This is a genomic window from Marinobacter sp., assembly GCF_039977835.1.
GTDB lineage: Bacteria > Pseudomonadota > Gammaproteobacteria > Pseudomonadales > Oleiphilaceae > Marinobacter.
Genome location: NZ_JBDWCL010000038.1, coordinates 1 through 18,956, shown reverse-complemented (window position 1 = coordinate 18,956; position 18,956 = coordinate 1). Strand labels below are relative to the sequence as shown.

Sequence of the window (18,956 nt, the reverse complement as noted above, 5' to 3'; positions counted from 1 at the left end):
CACGGCGCTGGTCTGGCCCCACCCGGAACTGGGAAGTGACCGGACCGGTATCGCTTAACCCTGGCAAGTTGCAGGAAATTGAGCGCAATAAATTGGCCGCTTAAACGCGGTTATTTGGACAACTGGGTTGAAAATCGCCGCGCCCACCACTTCCTAGCCTCAAACGAAGGCCATTGCATGCGCCTATGGGTGGACGCCCGCAGATGCGCATGACGTCGGATATGGTTATAAAACACTTCGATATTGCCTTTCCATTACTAGTCGGACCGCTTCGTTCGTGAATTCCGCAGTGCAACTTTAGCTATTTATGGCGCCTCCTCCTATGCTCTACTCATAGGCTATGTAGTTGCCCCCACCGCCCCGGGGTAAGTCCACTTTGGCGATCAGGGAGATCAAGAATGCAGGGCAACTACATAAGTAAATTTCTTATCAAAGTTTATGAGCACCCTCCTTACTGGAGCGTTGTCAGCACGTTCTTGTGTCTGCTGGCCGTCGGAGCATTTCTTTTCTATTTGTACGTGGGGGGCCTGGTGGCGAAAGAATTTCTTGAAGTTCTTCTAGCCAAAGACCCCGATGGCATGAATCCCGATGACAAAAGCGCAATAATTCGGAATTTAGGTCTCGTATTGGCTGCATTTCTAGGTGCACCCTTAGTTGTCTGGCGATCAAAGATCGCATTTGACCAGGTTCAAACGGCGCAGGAGCGAATGATTACAGATCGATTTTCGAAAGCGGTCGATCAGATAGGTGCTGTGCGGCGCGTTCCGCGGAGCCAGACGGTGACCAAGGGGGATGAGAGGGTCAACTGGGAAGAGGAGCAGCCTAACATTGAGGTTCGCCTGGGCGGGCTTTACACTTTGCAACGCATCTCTGAAGATAGCCTGCCAGATCATGTCAGAGTTGTTGAAACCATGTGTGCCTATGTGCGACTGAATTCGCTGAGTCAAATGGTCGGCGATGACGGTGGCGAAAGCTATCCGCCAGAGGTCGACATTCAAGCAGCTCTTTATATGCTGGGAAAGAGACCCGAAGAACGAATCGTGTATGAAATGAATTTAGAAGTTCCCCTAGACTTTTCTGATTCAGTGTTGCGTAAAAGCAATCTCAATGCGCTGCGATTGCCTTTCGTAGATTTCGACAACTCAGATTTACGATATGCCAGGCTGCAACACACTGATCTTCGTCAAGCTTCGCTGGAGGGGGCGAAATTCCAGTCCGCAGATTTTCACGAATGCCTATTATACGGGGCCATACTGAGAGGAGCAGATTTAAGTGACACGAATATTACTCCGAAAATGCTCGACTCGGCGTACGGAGTCAAATTTGGATGCGGGGAAACGAAGTTGCCGGATGGAATGGCTCCGCCAATCCACTGGTTTGAGGCAGAAGACACAGAAAAAGATTCGGAAGAGTTACGCTCTGCTTTCTTCCAGGCTTACGAGGAGCATTTTAGCGGCGACCCACACTTTTGGAGGCCCGGAAAGAAGCTCATAACGATCAATGACGTCAGAATAAATCGATAGTTTGCAAAAATCGAGTATTCCAAAAGCATTTGTACGCAATCAATTTGCGCGCCATCATCACCGCGGGAGCGGATAATGCCAAACAGGCAATGCCGTCACGCGTGGCTTTGAAAATTGAGTGCTGTTCGAGCGTAACGCTAGAACCCTCAGTCCTCGTTAACTATCGCACAGCGCGGTAGGCACTGGCGATCGTCCGACTCACCTCGATCAGATGTAACCAAATACCAGCCGTCTTCGGAAACAGTCTTCGAATTTCACCTTCAGGCCAGATCGAGTCCCGCACTTCGGCGATCCGGCGCAATGGGCTCGCGTTTGAAACAGGCTCCCCGAAAATCACCAGATCGTCGACCCCGAAATCGAGGCTGCGCGGACTGACGCCGAGCAAGAGAACGTCTTCCGATGTAGGATACACAATGCGCCTGCGAAGAGCGCGCCAAGCCCTGGTCGATCGTTCAAGGATCGCCGCTTCAGAGCCAGGGTTGAGGGTCCGAAGATAGTCGAACGCGCCGGCCCTGATCGAATCGCTGTCCGACGATAGACTCGCTTGCCAGTCCGGTTTCTGCAGGTCGGAGAGCACTTCTCCGTCGTCGGCTCGCCTGTAGAGACGGACACTCGGCAAACTTGGCTCGAAAAAGGCCTCGATAAGAGGCCAGTAGAGACGCGACACACTTCTGGGTTTCCAAGGAGTATAATCGTCCTGATCGCACACAAGCCCGGTGGCGGGTGGAAGCACCAATCCGGCGCGCCGCTTGTAGTTTGCACGGAACAGCATAACCGGACGCACCTCTTTATCCGACAGTCCGAGCGCCAGATAATGGCCGATCGACCCAAACACGCCGGTATCGACGACGTGCAGCGTTCGGGCATTGCCGCTGATAGACGCAATATGTGCCCGCAGCAATGTAGCCTGTTCAATCATCGCTGCGCGCGCGCGGCGTCCCAATGGATCGACAGACATTAACTCGAACAGCCGCTCATATTGGTACGGCTGTGCCCAGACACCGCGGCTCGGGACGGCCGTACCTGAAAGCACGGAAGCCACCATCGCACAGCTGCTCCCTTCGAACTCCAGCGCAAGCAGCGGCGCGGCCCTTTGTGGACAGACTTCAAGCGCCAGTCGCGATGCGGCGAGCCGTGACACCATGAAATCTGTACCGGCGATAGGTGGTGCCCGCTCGATACGAGCCAAGAATAACTCCAGAGCACGCTTTAAAGTCAATCCGCCTCGCGCGCAGTACAAAGCACGCGAACCGTCACCATCCGCAGCTGCACGAAGGTAGGTGTATAAAGTATGGCAACATTCAGCAAGGATCGGCCCCATTAGAGCGAAGCCGAAACGATATCTAGCGATTGACAAGGGAGTGGGCAAGTCCGATCTGAATGGCACTTAGTTAAGCCTTTTGCTTTTAGGGCAGTTATATTTCCACATTATTTTTTTCGCGCCTGAGTTCTGCGCTCAGTCAGGTGCGGATAAAGCTTTGGCCTTTGTTTCTCGGCTCTCGACGTGATGTCCGCCATGAAGACCGATTGAACCACCAGCAGCCAAATTCAATTGTAGCCTAACAAATACAATCAGATTTCTTCCGTGCCATCTCGGTAAGTCGGCAATAATTCCTCCACTGCCTCAAGCAATGTGTTGCGGGTAAGCAAATAGACCCGACGGCAGCTGTGAAAGCGGTTACAGCTGCCCCGGTGGGCGTTGCCCGATTGAATTGCTGATGGAAGTATGTGCAAGTAGCATGCATTGATATAGGCTGAGGGGATAAACCGGTAGGGTCTCGCAATTTTAAGCCTATCCTCTTCCAGTTCTTTTTTTATGGAAAATAGATACTTATGTTTAACTAAGTGCAATTCAAGTCAGACCTTTTAATGCTCCGGGTTTATACGACTCATGCAGGTGGACTTCAATTGTAAACCAGCCGGAGGTGGTCCAAGTGAAAGAAGCGACAATGTCGCGCGTGTCGTCCGAGTTCCGCCTTTCCGTGCTCGGTTTGGAGGAAATTAACCAAGGGGTGCCAACGGCTGTAAGCCATGTCGTTTCGCTCGTCGACCCGGGCACGGTGCTGCCGCGCACCGCCCAGGTTCACGGCGAAGGCCGTCACTTAGTTCTGGAACTACACGACGCGCTCGATTCAACCGAAGGCAGGCGCGCACCGGGGCGAGAAGACGCCATGGCGCTCTGTCGCTACGCGGATGCATTGGACGACGGGGAGTTGTCACACTTGTTGGTGCACTGTCACTTGGGGCGCTCGCGCTCGGCGGCGGCAGCGGCGATCCTTCTCGTGCGATTGGGGTACTCACCGTCCGAGGCGTTCCGGCGTGTACGCGCAGCCAGAGATCCCGTTTGGCCAAACTGGACGCTGATCGAACACGGCGACGACGTATTGGGTTGCGGCGGCAAACTGCGCCAGACGTGCCGGGTTGTGTACCGGCAGGTACGGCAGGCGTTCCCCCGATGGGTGGATGATCCAAGGCCCGAAATGATCAGCAGTGGCGCTGCGGTTTCACAAGGACTTCTAGATGGAGCCTTTCGGGTATGACCTATTGTGACAAATCCGAAGCGGCAATCGAGTCTGCCCTGACGCTGGATCGCGATGCCTATCGCGAGCTCGGTGAGGTGGAGGTTCATGACCAATTACAGGTCTTTGCCCGCAGTACGAAGATAACCGTTGACCTTGATCGGTTGCGACTGGTGCTGTCTGGGACGGATCTCGGGCACCATGATGCCGACCCACATCTTGCCGACAACGCTTACTCGCTTCCCGCCTCGGTGACTGAAGGCGAATTCGCTCGATTCCATGCGCGACTAGCCGACTACGATTTATGCATGGAGGATAGCTGGACCGGTTACTTCGTCTCCCAATGTCTGGCGGCAAGCAATTCGCCGGAACCGCTCGTAATGATCCATCTCGATGACCATACGGACATGATGGACACCTTGTTGGTGCTGACGCCCGATGGCCTCATTGACCCCGGTGCCTGCCAGCCGTTCAATCCAGCCAGGCCGGCCGACTGGCCAGCTGCCATTCGCAGCGGCGCAGTCGGAATTGGTAGCTTTGTAACCGCGCTCTACTACCTTCCGCAACCAGTTCACGTCCTGCATTTAAATAATGTAGCCGACAGCCGCCAAAAACGGTCCGCTGTCGTGAGCCGTTCAGTTGCACACCCCCTGCTCCCGAATGCCCGTTTTGCCAGTATTGAAAAACGAACACGGCAATCAGCGGATCAACTGGGCACATACGTCTGCAGTGACGATGCAACTCGCCTTTTGCGTTCACTTCCCGAAGGCCGACTTGTCGTCCATATAGATCTGGATTACTTCATCAACGACTACAACGGCAACCTTGGTGCTGTGCCTGCGTTATCCATCGACGCATTGCGCGGGCGGGCATCCGAACGGATGGAAACATTCTTCGAGGCATTGGCCCGCACTGGAGCCAAAGTCGAACGCTGGATCATCGCCACCTCTCCGGGCTTCTGTTGCGCCCATCACTGGAACTGGCTCCTAAATGCTCTGAACGAGTACATTAAAGATGGGTCGGCCGCCTCGACGGACCGCGGCGACTCAACTGACTGACGACTGACTGCGTCCATACAACTCGGTGTGCTAGCTACGGTCAGAGGAATCGATGAAATCCAGCGCGGCGTCGGTCAAAGCCTTCGCGTGGATGACACATTCCACCGTTTCCGGCGTATCGCGGCCAACATTATCCTTATCGCGCCACTGTATCAGCTCAAACCCCCCCGGACAGACGGAAAAGTACTCGCATTTCTCGGCGCACCACCGATGGCTACTGTTGAAATCGTCCATCATCATCGCGAGTTTTGACGAACGAAGCATGTCAGCAAGCGAGGAGCATCTAATGTTACCGAGCGATAGCCCTGCGCCGTCGCCATAGCGGTCCGCCTCCGTTGCGATGTCCAGACCCGCATAGAAAGTCGTCAGGTTGCCTGCTGTATCCAAGTTGAGCGAACGCAGTGGCGCACTCGTCTCGCGCACGTAACACGGAGCATTGGGTCGACCGTACATCTCAAGCCGTTCGAGAGCTTGGGACAGATTCCGAATCGGGAAGTCTTCACCCGCCGTTCGCTTTGCCTCCCACCAAGCGAACATGCGGCGATAGAACTGGCAAAACGTGCTTCTGTCAGTCGAACCGTACTGCAAATCCCCACCGTCAGCAATGGGACTGGCCAACACGTTGATATGAAAATCGGTCAGGGAACGGCGCCGATTGAAAAAGAAATCCAAGAATGCCTCGGGGTTCGCCAATGTCCTTCTCGTAACGACAGCGATCACATTGTATTTGATTCCCCTGCGATCGAGCGCATCCATTCCCTGCATCGTGCTATCAAAGGTACTCCGCCCCTTTCTGTCGACCCTAAAGGCGCCGTGAAGTTCTTCAGGTCCGTCGCAGCTGACACCGAGGTTGACCACCGAGGCATACTTTTCGAAAAAATCGCACCAGGCATCGTCGATAAGCGTGGCATTGGTCTGAAAATCGAACGTCACTGACACTTCGGGCGCATGCTTTTGACAAAGAGTGGTAATCGCTTCAATCGCTTCCGCATAATAGTCGGGCGGAAGGGTTAACGGTTCTCCGGAATGCCAGACAACGACTAACTCGGGCCCGAGCAATCCTTCGCCAATAAGTTCGCTGACCAGTCTCAGGGCCAGATCGATCGGCATTTGGGATTTAGTTCGTCGGCTTTCTGGGCTGAGATCGCAATAGGTACAGTCAATATTGCAGAAAGACGTGCCTTGTAGAACGAGCTGCTCTACTGGTTTCAGATTGAACTTGCTGAGGGGGGCCACGATAGCACCTTAGCTTCGCAGGTGGGGTCATGACGATCGCAAATCGATCGTCATGAACACCAACCAGAATGAAAGAGTGTCAACGCCGCATTGCTGAGCCCCAGCTGGCCTGCACCTTACCGTCGGCTCGGGCTTTGTCGGTCAGTCTTACCGCTTTCACAGATCCTTTGTGCAATAAAGCCGAAGCATTCGCAAGACGTGACGCAAGCTGATATTTCGAATTCATAAATCTCTCCTTGAGCTAAAGTGATAGAATTTACGATGATTCCGAAAGCAGACGCGCTGCATATTGCGCCACGGTAATCTATTTAATAGTTGCAGACGCGGGAAGGTAAATCAACCGCGCAAACATATGGATGTGTGGGCGATGCCAATCGTTTCCCGCGCCGATTCCGGAAGATTCCAAGCAGCCCCTTGTACGCAACTTCAGCCTGCAAAGGAGCAGAGCCATGATCTACGATGCGTTGGATCCGTCCGTTGCACTGAATCGAAATGCCGACATCGCCATCGTCGGATCGGGTCCTGCCGGCATCACTCTGGCACGCGCTCTGGGCGCCCATTACAGCGTGCTGCTACTGGAAGCAGGCGGCAACGAAGCAAGCTCAGCCGGCGACGATTGCCTGGCGGGTTATGTTAGCGGCCTCCACTATCCATTGACCGAAACGCGAGCTCGGCAGCTGGGGGGCGCCACCGCGCTCTGGGCCGGGTATTGCGCGGTGTTCGACCCTATCGACTTCGACACTAGACCGTGGGTCGTCAACAGCGGATGGCCGCTCGACGCAGCCGAGCTTATTGAACACTATTGGGAAGCGGCAAAACGACTTCATGTACGGGACGGCTGTTTCGACCCGAATGCCTTCGAGGCGCACGGTGAGTACGTCTTCTTGCGACTTGACGATAATAACTTTCTTCCAGGGATCTGGCGATTCGGCGAGCCTAAAGCTGACTTTGCCGGAGAGAATCGACATTTCCTGGAGCGCTCCGACTCAATAGATGTTTTGATCAACGGATGCGTGACCAGCATCCAATTAACTGACGACGGCGATACTGTCGCCCGCCTCACCGTGCGCACTCTCGCTGGTGCTTCCGGCACCATTACCGCGAAGTATTTCATTATCGCCGCTGGAGGCATCGAGACCCCACGATTGATGCTCGCATCGAAAGACCGATCCCCGGAGGGCGTAGGAAACGCACACGATAATGTCGGCCGATGGTTCATGGAGCATCCGCACGTTTCCGTTGAAGGAATAGAGCTGGCGCCGAACCCTGCGCTCGCAAGGTGGACTGGAGTAGCGAGCACCAGAGATGGCCGCAAATTCACGTATTGTGCTGGACTCCGTGCCGACGCGCAGGCACGGCTCGGCGTATTGAACGCAAGGGCGCACTTTTACAGGACACCCGCCATGGACGCGAATGCGGCGCCGAGAGTCGGGCTATTCTTTGAGCAGGCCCCGAACGCCAGCAGTCGCCTGACCCTGACGAGCGAGAAAGACGGATTCGGGCTGTCGCGCGTGCGCCTGCATTGGGAGCTTTCAGAAATCGACAGACGGTCACACCGAATTTTCGGCGACCTGCTTGCCGACTGCTTACTGCGTAACGGCATCGGTATGCTCACGGGCTCAGTTGGTGTGTCCGACGAGATCCTTCATTCCAATCACCAGCTGGGTACCACCCGGATGTCGAAGCATCCGCGCGATGGCGTCGTTGACGAAAACTGCAAAGTCCACGGCATCGACAACCTTTACATCGCCGGTGGGAGCGTTTTACCCACGGTTAGCTGGGCCAATCCGACCGTCACCGTGCTCGCCCTGACGCTGCGTCTTGCGCGGCACCTAGTTGATCAATTGGGCAATCGAATGGCGTCCTAAACGTCATCGGCGATGGCCCGTCCTTCCGAAAACACCCTAAGCGTGCTAGTCAAGGGGGCACGGCTTCGAGGATCATTGACGGCGCTGTTCGAGTCTTGTGGATCAGAAAGTTTCCGGGGGGATTACCACCAGCACTAATAGGGTCTATCGTAACTCCTGACAGCTGCTGATACACAGACCGATCCAATGGGATTAAAACTGGCGCCTTATAGCCCCGGGAAGCGGGGGCTACCGTTATCTCATGAAAAAGATTAGAAGACGCCAACGACCTAGTCGCTGTCCGATTTCCGGACACTCATTTCCTAACAGTTGCGGTCGAATTATGGGAGAGTAAACTACGCTCAACTAAGGTCAAGTTACGCCTTTAGATCTCAATACTCTCAGCTATCTCCAGAGCATCTTCAACCTCGACGCCGAGGTATCGCACGGTGCTCGACATATTTGTGTGTCCCAATAGCAACTGTACGGCTCGAAGATTTTTGGTCTTCTTATAGATCAATGTCGCTTTGCTACGTCTCATTGAATGGGTTGCGTAGACTGAGGGATCAAGTCCAATGCTGGTTATCCACTTTTTGACGAGACGGGCGTATTGATGAGTAGTGATATGGTCAAACTTTCGCATCCGGCTCGGCCACAAATAATCCATTCCTGAGAGTCCGCGCAATTCGATCCACGCTTCGACCGATTCGCGGGTCTTTTTGGTTATCTCAAACTGGACAGGCTGACTGGTTTTTTGCTGGATGACTTGCGCCCGATCCATAACCTCACCGTTTCTGGAAATATCTCGAACCAGAAGCTTCACCATATCGCAGGATCGGAGTTTGCAATCAATCGCCATGTTGAACATCGCCAGCTCGCGAATGTTCTTTGCAATCTCTAATCGAATGCGGATAGCCCATATTTGTTCGAGTTTGAGCGGTAACTTCTGGCCAACGAGCTTTCCCTTGTTCCAGGGAGCTTTGCTGATAGGAAATGTCATGACGTGGCCCTCTTGGAGGGTAAGGGCCTTTAAGTATGGCTCAGAAGATTGCTCTCTGCTGGCCAACCTGGTCGCAAAGCGAACATTCAGCTTGGAAGATAGCGCCAGCCTAACGGGCCGATTCGTGGAATTGCACTGGAACACTCTGGTCCAGTTGACGGACTTTTTGAACTCGGAGCATCCCTTTCGCACCATCAAGCGGCAGTTAAGTTATGCCAAAGTCCGCGATCGCAGCCTGTCGAAGAACACCAACCTGTTCTACCTGTTCGCGGCGCTCAGCAACATGCGGAGTGACAGGTTCGCCGTTTTTAAGCCATTTTATGCGTCCTTCACCGCAGTAGTTCTTGTACTCTTCCGCCACGTCGGGGCGGCGGCTGCTTCGAATGCTTCTTTGGTCTTCGTGACACGCGCATGGCCCTGTTCTTCATGGAGCATCCATTGGTCGTCGCCGTAGATAATAGGCAGGTCCATGAAGGTCTTAACCCTCCATTAACCACCTCCTAGATAGTCTGTATCCCGTCGTTTACCGCAGATTTGACCGCGCCCGAATGGACTTTACCTATGTATCGCTTGCCCTGCTCGAAAGTAGTGCTGACTGCTTTATGCTGCCTGGTTATTGCAGGCTGCAGTTCGTTGTCCACGAGAACGGACTATCTCGCTCAGGCCGATTCCGAGCGTCAGAACGTCGTCTCCAAGTTTGAGATGGAGGTTGGTCTCGAAACAGCCTACCTGAATGAGCTGGTCAACAGCCATGACCTGGACGCGCTTATTGTCGAAGCGCGCGCGGCCAATCCTGATTTCCAGCAAACACGGCTTTCACTCCAAATTCTCCGTGCTCAATACCGAGCGACTCAGGCGGATCAACTCCCCGACGTCGAGGCTGGATTCGTCGCGAATAACACTGACGGTCTAGATACTGCCTACACCGGCACCGTCAGCATCAGCTGGGAGCTGGATTTGTGGTCGAAGATTTCTGATGAGGCGTCGGCTGCCGCCAGTGACGTTGCTGAACAGCTGGCTCTCTACCAAGCTGCGCGGGATACGCTCGCAGCCGAGGTCATGCAGGGCTGGTTGAAACTGGTGAATCTGAATCGCTCCGTTGCCATCGAAAAGCAACGCGCGGAGCTATTGGAAAAAAACGAACAGTGGATTCTTCAGCGTTACCGCTCGGGACTGGGTGACCTTGAAGATCTGGACAGCGCCCAAAGCTCTGCGGCCAGTGCCAGGGCGACATTGATTGCAGTTCAGGAATCCCTGCAGCAACAGCAAAGGGCGTTGAACCTGTTGCTCGGGCGAAGCCAGGCTAGCACGGTCATTTCCGCCGACTATCCGCAGGTTCTTTTACCCCTGTCCGACCTTGCAGAGCAAACATTGCAGCGTCGCCCGGACCTTAAAGCGGCCTATATGGCTATCAGGGCAAATGATTTTCGAACGTCCGTTGCCTACAAGGACATGCTGCCATCCATCAACCTGGAAACAGCGCTTAGCGAAACAGGCACATCGCCCAGTGACGCCCTATTGCGCAACCCGGTGTGGTCATTGCTCGGTCAGCTAACGGCACCCCTGAGCCGTTTGCATGAGTTCTACTACGAATTACTGAAAGGTGAAGCCGGCCATTCATTCAGAAACGCATTTGGTGTTGGGAACGAAATCGCCCGCTCGATTGAGTTCCTGTCATCCAACCTGGACAAAACTGTCACAATTGAAGACCTGGCTGATCAGGCTGGCATGAGCCGGGCGGTGTTCCATCGCAAATTCAAACAGGCGACAAACATGTCGCCCATTCAGTTTCTGAAATCCATGCGGCTCAACAAGGCCGCGATGAAAATTGCTGAAGGCCAAAACGTCAGCGTTGCCGCCATGGACGTGGGTTACCTGAGCTCGTCTCAGTTCAGCCGGGAGTTCAAACGCCTGTATGGCCTGTCACCCAAGCAGTGGAGCCAAACTGAAAAAGCAAGCTGACGGCCGGCTCTGGTATGCCATGTCTATCGGGGTAGTTCCGTGATCGGAACGCATGGTTTGTTATACGAGCCGGTGAGTTGGAATTTACGTCAGGCAAAACCCTCCAGCACAATCTTGCCAACGGCGGTTCCTGATTCCAGTTCGGCGTGTGCGGCACGTAGATTCTCGGCGTTGATCGCTCCGAGGTGCTTCCCTGCAGTTGTGCGGATGAAGCCTTGATCTACAAGCCGTGAGACCTCATTCAACAAGTCGTGCTGAACCTGCATATCATCCGCCTGGTGCATTGAGCGGGCGAACATGAATTCAATGTGTAATGACAGACTCTTCGGCTTGATTTTCATTACGTCCAGACTTGCGGGATCGTCGATCATGGCAATCTTTCCAAACGGCCTAAGCACCGCCACATAATCGTCGAAGTATTGATCTGTGGCGTTAAGACTGGCCACATGGGTTACAGAACCAATTTTGCCAGCAGACACCAGTGTTTCGATCTGGGGCTGCAAGGGTTCACGGTGATTCAGAACAAAATCCGCACCCAATGATTCAACCCAGGCCTTCGATTCCGGGCGAGATGCCGTAGCGAGTACTTTCGCGCCTGTTAGCTGTTTGATCAATTGAACTAGAATTGAACCCACGCCTCCTGCGGCGCCAATCACAAGGACCACGTCGTCGCTTGGAGTGATGGACCCAGCCAACTGTCGCTCAAGTTGCAGGTGGTCAAACAGCATTTCCCATGCTGTTATCGTGGTCAGGGGCAACGCTGCAGCATCGGCGTCGGACAGGCTGGCAGGCTTCCGACCAACCAGACGCTCATCGACAACCTGGTATTCGGCGTTGCTGCCCTGACGGGTAACGTCACCGGCATAAAATACGGTGTCACCTTCTTTGAAGAGTGAAGCGCCCTCGCCTGTTGCCACTACCTCTCCAACGGCATCCCATCCAAGTACTTTGATCTGGCCTGGTTCCGGCTCCGCCCGCTGGCGTACCTTGAAGTCAACAGGGTTCATGCCGATGGCTTTGACTCTGACCAGCAGGTCCCGGCCTTTTGCGACGGGACGTTCCATCTCAACATTTTGCAGCGCATCAGGGTTTTCGATAGGAAGAGATTCCCGATATCCAACAGCTTTCATTATCTGTCTCCGCAATGACTTTCGAGTAGCGCACAGTATGGTCGCCGTTTACACTCGGATAAACGGGAAAATTTGTTAAACATATTCAAAGAATTTTTGAAAATGAGTCTTGATGATCTGATCGTGGTTTTGAGGGTCGCTGAATTCCGCAACATTACCGCTGCCGCCACCAGCCTTGATATGCGAGCTGCCACAGCCAGCGCCGCAGTAAAGCGCGTAGAACAGGAGCTGGGTGTAGAGTTATTCGTACGCTCCACGCGAAGGTTGCGGTTATCTGCCGCCGGCGAGAAATACTTGCCTCACTGCAAACAAGCGATTGACTTGTTGAGCCAGGCGCAACAGAACCTTCGATCTGAAGTTGACTCTGTAACAGGCGAAATCCGGCTTTCGGTTTCATCCGATCTTGGTCGTAACCGCGTTGTGCCCTGGATCGACGAATTGATGGCAACGCATCCAGGTTTGAATCTCAGAGTTCAGATTACTGACACCAACGTGGACTTTTACCGGGATTCGGTCGACATGGCGCTTCGCTACGGCGCGCCCAGTGACACCAACCTGTATGGCTTCAAAATTTGCGATGTGCCGCGCCTGCTTTGCGCATCTCCTGATTACCTTTCGCGTCATGGTCGCCCCATTCATCCTGATGACCTTGAGAACCACAACGGACTGTTCTATCAGTTGCAGGACATCCCATTTGACCTCTGGACGTTCAAACGGGGAGACGAGGAATATCGAGTCAAAATGACGGGCGATCGCGCCTCAAACGATGGCGATCTGGTTCGCCGGTGGTGCGTCGCTGGTCGCGGTCTTGCGATAAAATCGTGTCTTGATATGTCGGATGATCTGCTTGCAGGCCGTGTCACCACAATCATGCCGGACTATGCGCCGCCGGTATCCGAGCTGTGGCTGATTTGTCCTACCCGACAGTCAATAACGCCGGCAATGAGGTTGTTGAGGGATGACCTGCGTGCAAAAGTAGGCGAACTGATGAATGCAATGATTGCCGGAGGCTTTTTTCCTCCGGATCGCTTGTCCGGAGGAAAAAAAGACGCCTGAAAAACAGCGGGTGCGTTATTGATGATAAGAAATTCTCATTAACGTGCAGTACACCACTGGCAGCACCACTAACGTCAATACCGTTGCAACACCCAAACCGAACACGATAACCAGCGCCATGCTCGCGAAGAAGGCATCGCTGAACAGAGGAATCATTCCCAACATGGTGGTTACGGCCGCCATAAGCACAGGTCGTACCCGGCTTACCGCGGCCTCAACCACCGCAGTGAATGCATCATCCTGCTGTTCTAACTGAATATTGATCTCCTCAACCAGCACAATGGCATTCTTCAGTACCATACCGATCAGACTCAGAGTCCCGAGCAGCGCCATGAATGTAAAAGGCGCGCCGAGCAATACCAGTCCACCAATGATTCCAATCATCATGAGAGGAACAATCATCCAGATAGACAGAGCCTGTCGGAAGCTACCGAACAACAGCATCGAAATAATGAACATCCCCAGCAGTCCAAGAGGCAGCGAGGAGAAAAGCGAAGTCTGAGCTTCGGATGAGGTCTCGTACTCTCCACCCCACTCAATCGAATAGCCGTGGGGAAGCTCCAGCGCGTCGACCTGCGGGCGGATCCTCTCCAGCACACTCGCCGCCGTCTCCCCCGACAAAGGCATGGGTTCGGCATAAACCGCCAACATCCGCTCCCTGTTTCTGCGTTTTATCAACGGATCCCGCAGTTCCGTATTGATGGCATTGATGACGTTGCCCGCGCTGACATAGCGGCCCTGCTCTTCACTCCAGACATTGATCGAGGTAAGGTTTTCGATGTCAAAACGCTGCTCCTCTCTTGACCGCATAATGATCGGAATGAGGTCGCTCCCCTCACGGTACACTCCAACCTGCTGCCCCTGATTATTCAGCAACAACGCCTGGTGCAGTGATTCGCGAGATACGCCAAGGCGCCGGGCCTGTTCTTCGAGGAACTCCGGTACGATCACGGCTTCCCGATTACCCCAGGACAAGCGCACGCTGTCGGCCAGAGGTTCATTTTCAAAAATTGCCTGCACGCGCACACCGATTTTCCGGAGTTCTTCGGGATCTTCTCCAAAGATACGAGCTTCAAGACTGGCTTTGGCTGAGGGCCCCACCTGCAAAGCCTGCACTTTGTAATGCACGTTCGGGAAGTCTGTACGCAGTTGCTCAATGACTTCCTCCATACGGGCCTCTCTCGACGCCTTATCCCGGGTCTCTACGATCAATTGGCCAAAACTGGCGTATCGCTGCTCCGGTGAATACGTCAACGTAAAACGCTGGGCTCCGCCACCGGTGACACTGGTCACCTGAACGACCTGGTCCATGTCATTCACGCGCGATTCCAGCCGCTTTACGGTCTCTTCGGTTTGCAAGATGTCGGCGCCCTCGGGCAACCAAAGGTCAACAAAGAAGAGTGGCGTTGTGGCATTCGGGAAGAAAGCATTCTTAACCTGTCCCGAGAACGATAGAACCCCAGCCAGAAGCGCGATCGCAAGTGTTAATGTCACGAAGCGATAATGAATCGCGTAGGTCAGCAGGCGGCGGAAGACGACGAAAACAATTCCCTTATAGGGGTCGTTATCGGATGACTGCCCGACACTCTCGAGCTTGTCGGGATAGAACATATCAAAGAAAAACGGGGTCAGAGTGAGTGCCGTCAGCCAGCTCAGGAAAAGCGAGTAGCACAGAACCCAGAACAGGGAGCCAATGAATTCTCCGGTGGTGTCTGGTGAAAGGCCGATAGGAGCAAAGGCCGTAATGGCAATCACGGTAGCGCCGAGCAGCGGGTACCGGTTCTGCGAGACCACTTCTTTGGCTGCCTGCCTTTTGGACTTGCCCTTGGAAAGGCCAATCATCATGCCCTCGGTGACGACGATGGCATTATCGACCAGCATCCCCAGCGCAATGATCAGCGCACCCAATGAAATCTTCTGGAGCTGAATACCGTGTATTGCCATAAGCACGAATGTACCCATGATGGTAATCAGCAGGATCAGCCCCATGAGCAGGCCACTTCGCAGCCCCATGAACAGCAAAAGCACAATAATGACAATGCCCACCGCCTGAGCAAGGTTCATGAGAAAAGCAGATACTGCCTCCTCGACTACTTCAGGCTGGTTATACACTGTGTTCAGTGTCATGCCGATGGGTTGCTGTTTTTCCAGGCGTTTCAAAGCCTCATTGAGACTCTCACCTACATCAACAACGTTGGTGCCCTCTGCAAATGACACGCCGATGGTCAAAGCAGGCAATCCGTCAGAGTGGTAAAGCAAGGCGGGTGAGTCATTGGTCACCCTGCGAACTTCGGCCAGATCGCTGAGCCGGATAATACCCGAATCAGCGCTTCCAACTGCCAGTTGCTCAAGTGCCTGAACGGAATCAAGCTGACCGGTTGGCTGAACGGATAACGACAGCCCTTCACTGCGCAGGTGGCCAGCGTTGCCCACCGTATTCTGCGCATTCAGAAGGCTTGCCAGGTATTCTGGCGAGATGCCAAGAGCACGCATACGGTCACGGTCCAGTGACACGATCATCTGCTCGTCGACACGACCACCGATACTGACTTTTGCGACGCCCTCCAACAATCGCAGTTCTCGCTGAATGAGATCCGCATGGTCACCAAGATCTTTCAGCGAGTAGCCGTCACCACGCAACGTGAGCAGCAGGCCGAAGACATCGCCAAAGTCATCGTTCACGATGGACGTGTTCACGCCTGGTGGCAGACCAGGCTGGGCATCATTAATCTTTCGCCGAAGGATATCCCAATACTGGTCTAACTCCCCTTCTCTGACCGTCTTCTTGAGTTGGACAGTAATCTGCGACAAGCCGTCCGAGTTCACCGAAGTAATGTCATCGATGCCCGGCATCTGCTGGATCGCTTTTTCCAGAGGCAGCGTAACCTCCTCCTCGACTTCAAGAGGCGTTGCTCCGGGATATTGGGTGGTCACCAAGGCGGAACGTAACGTGAACTCCGGGAATTCAAGCTGGCCAAGACCCAGAAACGCGAACATGCCCCCAACCCCAAGCAACAGCGTGACCATCCAGCTGATGGACTTCCGATCAAGAAAATAATCGACCATCTCAGAGCCCGCCCTCTTTTTCCCAGGGACGGACCGAACGATCCCTGTTCATCCGGTGAGCGCCGGCAACCACGATTCTGTCGCCCGGGCTGAGCTCTCCCCGAACAAGCACGCCATCGTTCATTTTCTTACCCGGCTCGACATCCACCGGCTCGACGCTGCCCGTGTTATCGCCATTCTCACCATCGGCAGCAGCCACGTATCGCCAAACCACGCTAGTGCCGGGTTCTGCGTCAGGTGTTACAAGCGCCGCGGTTGGTATCAGCCACGACGGGGCGCTCTCTCCAGCCAATGTGCCGTAATCAAGCAGAACGGTCGCGCTCATCCCCGAAAGCACTGTGATGTCCTCGGGTTCAGGGAGCGTTACGGTAACCTCATAACTGAGCGACCCCTGAGAGGCATTGCTGTCATGCTCTTTGTAGCTCGCGGCGTAGCGTTTATCGGGAAGCTCGGGAAACTGTACCCACGCGATAGTGTTGCCATTGGCGCGAACGTTCCTGGATCTCTGTGGTTGAAGGCGGCGGACCTGTTGTTCAGGCATCTGGAACGAGACGTCGATAGAGCCGGGCCGTTGCAGTTCGGCAATGGCCTGCTGCGCTGATACAACCTGAAAGACATCCACCGGCACCCGTGAAATGACGCCATCAAATGGCGCTTTGAGAACGGTATAGGAAAGTTGGTCCTCCGCGCTGGCCAGTTGCGCTCTGGCAGAGAGGTACTCGGCCTCGGCCTCATCGAAACGGGCCTGACTGATGGCCTGGCGCTCCAACGATATTCGCATTCGCTCGAAGGTGGCCTGTGCCAGATTGAAATTTGACCGGGCGTTTTCCAGGCGGGTTCTTGCGTCCCGATCGTCCAGGCGGGCAACGACCTCCCCTTTTTCCACAGTGTCGCCTGCTTTAACGGCCAGCTCCGTCAGCTCTCCTCCCACTCTGAAAGAGAGTTCTGAATGGTCAGACGCCGAGACTCTGCCCGGATACTGATTGAGCGTGCCTGACTGCGCCTGCTCCAGCGTCATGAGCTTTACCGGGTAGACAGTTTGCTGTGTCAGAGGGGGCGCCTCCGCCGAACATCCCATCACCAGGAGGCTCGAAAGCATTGCAAGCGCTTGTAGGCCTCTCAAGGGCATGGCGGTACTGACCATCTTGAATTTCATAACGCGTCACTCTCCAGAAAAAATTAGGTATTCCGACGATCGGCAACCGCATCCCAAGCCATATTAAACGCTAATTCGATATGCTCATCGGTACCTTCGAACGACCCTTGCAGGCATCGTTGAACGAGGTGGTAAATCGGGCGGAACATAAACGTTTCGAGAAGTGGAAAAGGTACCGGTTTGATCAGCCCGGATTGCTTTCCCTGATCAACTGCATTCAAAAGATTTGCGGCTCGGCTTTCGTTTCGTGCCTGGATCTCGGGAGTCATCCAAGCAGAATGCGTGAACGTCTCGTGGTAGCGGAATAGTTCCGGACGCTCAAGGCCGATCCGGAACAGTGTGTGCCACTGGCGTCGCAGTCCTTCACGCAGATCTTTCCCGCGAGAAAAACTGTCCAGCGCCGCATCAATGACCTGATCGCTGACGTAATAAAATGTCGCCAATAAAAGCTGTTCTTTATCTTCGTAATAGATGTACAGCGTGGCTGGTGACAAACCCGCAGCCTTGGCTATCTTGCCAACCGAGGTTGCTGAAAAACCGTGATCTGCTACTTCCCTCACGGTAGCTTCCAGGAAGGCTATTCGTTTCGAGTCGTCTCTTTGCCGCATTTGTCTGCTCAACGCTTCAAATTGGTCGGCCTAAAATAAATGAACGTTCACTTATTTTCAAACCGAAAATATAGGCGTATACCGAAGTAGGTGCCCTACTGAAGACTAAATTCCTGATCTTGCAACCTGGGGAATTGGCGCCGCGTTTGCCATCGGCTGGACACCCTGTATAGGCCCCATACTCGGGGCCATATTGGCGCTCAGCTCCACGCATGCCAATGCTGAGGCGGGCATGCTGTATCTGGCGGCGTATTCGTTGGGGTTGGCTCTTCCTTTTCTCGGAACCGCCCTGTTTATTGAACACTTTCGGCAACGAGTACGCTGGCTCAGTCGCTGGAGTAGACTGCTGAGAGCGCTTGCTGGCTTGGTGCTCGTTGTAATGGGAGTAATGGTGCTCACCGGTCGGATGACACTCTTTGCGTCGTGGATGTTGTCGACGTTTCCGGTTCTCGGAAGGCTTGGTTGAGCTTCCTACAGCCAAACTACAGGGAACGGTCCATGGCTTCATGCTCAAATACTGCGTATAAACAGGTTTCATGAACAAATGGGGCCGCTATTTCGTTAACTAATGGCTTTGCATTGCCGAACCATTGAAGCGGCTCATTGTTCTTCAGGACTGAATTAAAAACCGGTTCGCAGTGGAGGATCTTGAACGTTCGCTTTTGTTTAAAAGTGGACCTATTGAGCGGCCCCTAACTAGGCCGGAAACCGCCCCCGGGTTTGATTGGCAATCCGAACCAGAACCAGCATCAAAGGCACCTCAACAAGAACGCCAACCACTGTCGCTAAGGCCGC

The 18,956-nt window shown here is 54.1% G+C and carries 14 protein-coding genes and 1 pseudogene; 8 read left to right on the top strand and 7 right to left on the bottom strand.

Features of this window, described 5'->3' with window-relative positions:
- The first annotated feature begins 398 nt into the window (after window positions 1-398).
- Complete coding sequence (locus ABJM11_RS11040; protein ID WP_348294483.1) at window positions 399-1,523, top strand: pentapeptide repeat-containing protein; 1,125 nt, start codon at window positions 399-401, stop codon at window positions 1,521-1,523.
- A gap of 160 nt (window positions 1,524-1,683) precedes the next feature.
- Here the strand turns inward: ABJM11_RS11040 and ABJM11_RS11035 are convergent, their stop codons facing one another.
- Window positions 1,684-2,712, bottom strand: coding sequence for a hypothetical protein (locus tag ABJM11_RS11035; RefSeq protein ID WP_348294485.1), 1,029 nt, complete (start codon window positions 2,710-2,712; stop codon window positions 1,684-1,686).
- Between the two features lie 745 nt (window positions 2,713-3,457).
- On the opposite strand from ABJM11_RS11035, the gene ABJM11_RS11030 reads away from it, so the two are divergent.
- Window positions 3,458-4,063, top strand: a complete 606-nt coding sequence (locus ABJM11_RS11030; protein WP_348294487.1) for a hypothetical protein — start codon at window positions 3,458-3,460, stop codon at window positions 4,061-4,063.
- Window positions 4,060-5,100, top strand: coding sequence for a hypothetical protein (locus ABJM11_RS11025; protein WP_348294488.1), 1,041 nt, complete (start codon window positions 4,060-4,062; stop codon window positions 5,098-5,100). The genes ABJM11_RS11030 and ABJM11_RS11025 overlap by 4 nt, the downstream gene beginning before the upstream one ends.
- 30 nt (window positions 5,101-5,130) lie before the next feature.
- On the opposite strand, the gene ABJM11_RS11020 is transcribed toward ABJM11_RS11025, so the two are convergent.
- A complete protein-coding gene (locus ABJM11_RS11020) occupies window positions 5,131-6,336 on the bottom strand; it encodes a radical SAM protein (RefSeq protein WP_348294490.1) in 1,206 nt (401 codons plus the stop codon).
- Window positions 6,337-6,785: 449 nt separating this feature from the next.
- Between ABJM11_RS11020 and ABJM11_RS11015 the strand changes: the two genes are divergently transcribed.
- Entirely contained in the window at window positions 6,786-8,204 is a 1,419-nt protein-coding gene (locus ABJM11_RS11015) for a GMC family oxidoreductase (protein ID WP_348294492.1), read from the top strand.
- A 364-nt stretch (window positions 8,205-8,568) separates the two neighbouring features.
- On the opposite strand, the gene ABJM11_RS11010 is transcribed toward ABJM11_RS11015, so the two are convergent.
- Window positions 8,569-9,183, bottom strand: a complete 615-nt coding sequence (locus ABJM11_RS11010; protein ID WP_348294494.1) for a tyrosine-type recombinase/integrase — start codon at window positions 9,181-9,183, stop codon at window positions 8,569-8,571.
- A gap of 175 nt (window positions 9,184-9,358) precedes the next feature.
- Here ABJM11_RS11010 and ABJM11_RS22515 point away from each other — a divergent pair.
- Window positions 9,359-9,469: pseudogene (locus ABJM11_RS22515) on the top strand (IS5/IS1182 family transposase); the annotation flags it as partial.
- Window positions 9,470-9,816: 347 nt separating this feature from the next.
- Window positions 9,817-11,145, top strand: a complete 1,329-nt coding sequence (locus tag ABJM11_RS11000) for a TolC family protein (RefSeq protein ID WP_181800106.1) — start codon at window positions 9,817-9,819, stop codon at window positions 11,143-11,145.
- 89 nt (window positions 11,146-11,234) lie between these two features.
- On the opposite strand, the gene ABJM11_RS10995 is transcribed toward ABJM11_RS11000, so the two are convergent.
- A complete protein-coding gene (locus ABJM11_RS10995) occupies window positions 11,235-12,275 on the bottom strand; it encodes a zinc-binding alcohol dehydrogenase family protein (RefSeq protein ID WP_008172298.1) in 1,041 nt (346 codons plus the stop codon).
- Between the two features lie 102 nt (window positions 12,276-12,377).
- On the opposite strand from ABJM11_RS10995, the gene ABJM11_RS10990 reads away from it, so the two are divergent.
- A complete protein-coding gene (locus ABJM11_RS10990; protein WP_008172295.1) occupies window positions 12,378-13,331 on the top strand; it encodes a LysR family transcriptional regulator in 954 nt (317 codons plus the stop codon).
- Window positions 13,332-13,346: 15 nt separating this feature from the next.
- Here ABJM11_RS10990 and ABJM11_RS10985 read toward each other — a convergent pair whose 3' ends face one another.
- From ABJM11_RS10985 to ABJM11_RS10975, 3 genes are read right to left on the bottom strand one after another with little or no spacing between them, the layout of a single operon-like run.
- Window positions 13,347-16,397 (bottom strand): efflux RND transporter permease subunit, encoded by a 3,051-nt coding sequence (locus ABJM11_RS10985; RefSeq protein ID WP_014420757.1) that lies wholly within the window; start codon window positions 16,395-16,397, stop codon window positions 13,347-13,349.
- Between the two features lies 1 nt (window position 16,398).
- On the bottom strand, window positions 16,399-17,553 hold the full coding sequence (locus tag ABJM11_RS10980) for an efflux RND transporter periplasmic adaptor subunit (protein ID WP_008172291.1): 1,155 nt from the start codon (window positions 17,551-17,553) through the stop codon (window positions 16,399-16,401).
- A gap of 23 nt (window positions 17,554-17,576) precedes the next feature.
- On the bottom strand, window positions 17,577-18,113 hold the full coding sequence (locus tag ABJM11_RS10975; protein WP_014420756.1) for a TetR/AcrR family transcriptional regulator: 537 nt from the start codon (window positions 18,111-18,113) through the stop codon (window positions 17,577-17,579).
- Window positions 18,114-18,270: 157 nt separating this feature from the next.
- Here ABJM11_RS10975 and ABJM11_RS10970 point away from each other — a divergent pair, with 157 nt between their 5' ends.
- Window positions 18,271-18,627 carry a cytochrome c biogenesis CcdA family protein gene (locus ABJM11_RS10970; protein WP_223268841.1) on the top strand — a complete coding sequence of 119 codons (357 nt, stop codon included), beginning with the start codon at window positions 18,271-18,273 and terminating at the stop codon, window positions 18,625-18,627.
- Window positions 18,628-18,956: the final 329 nt, after the last annotated feature.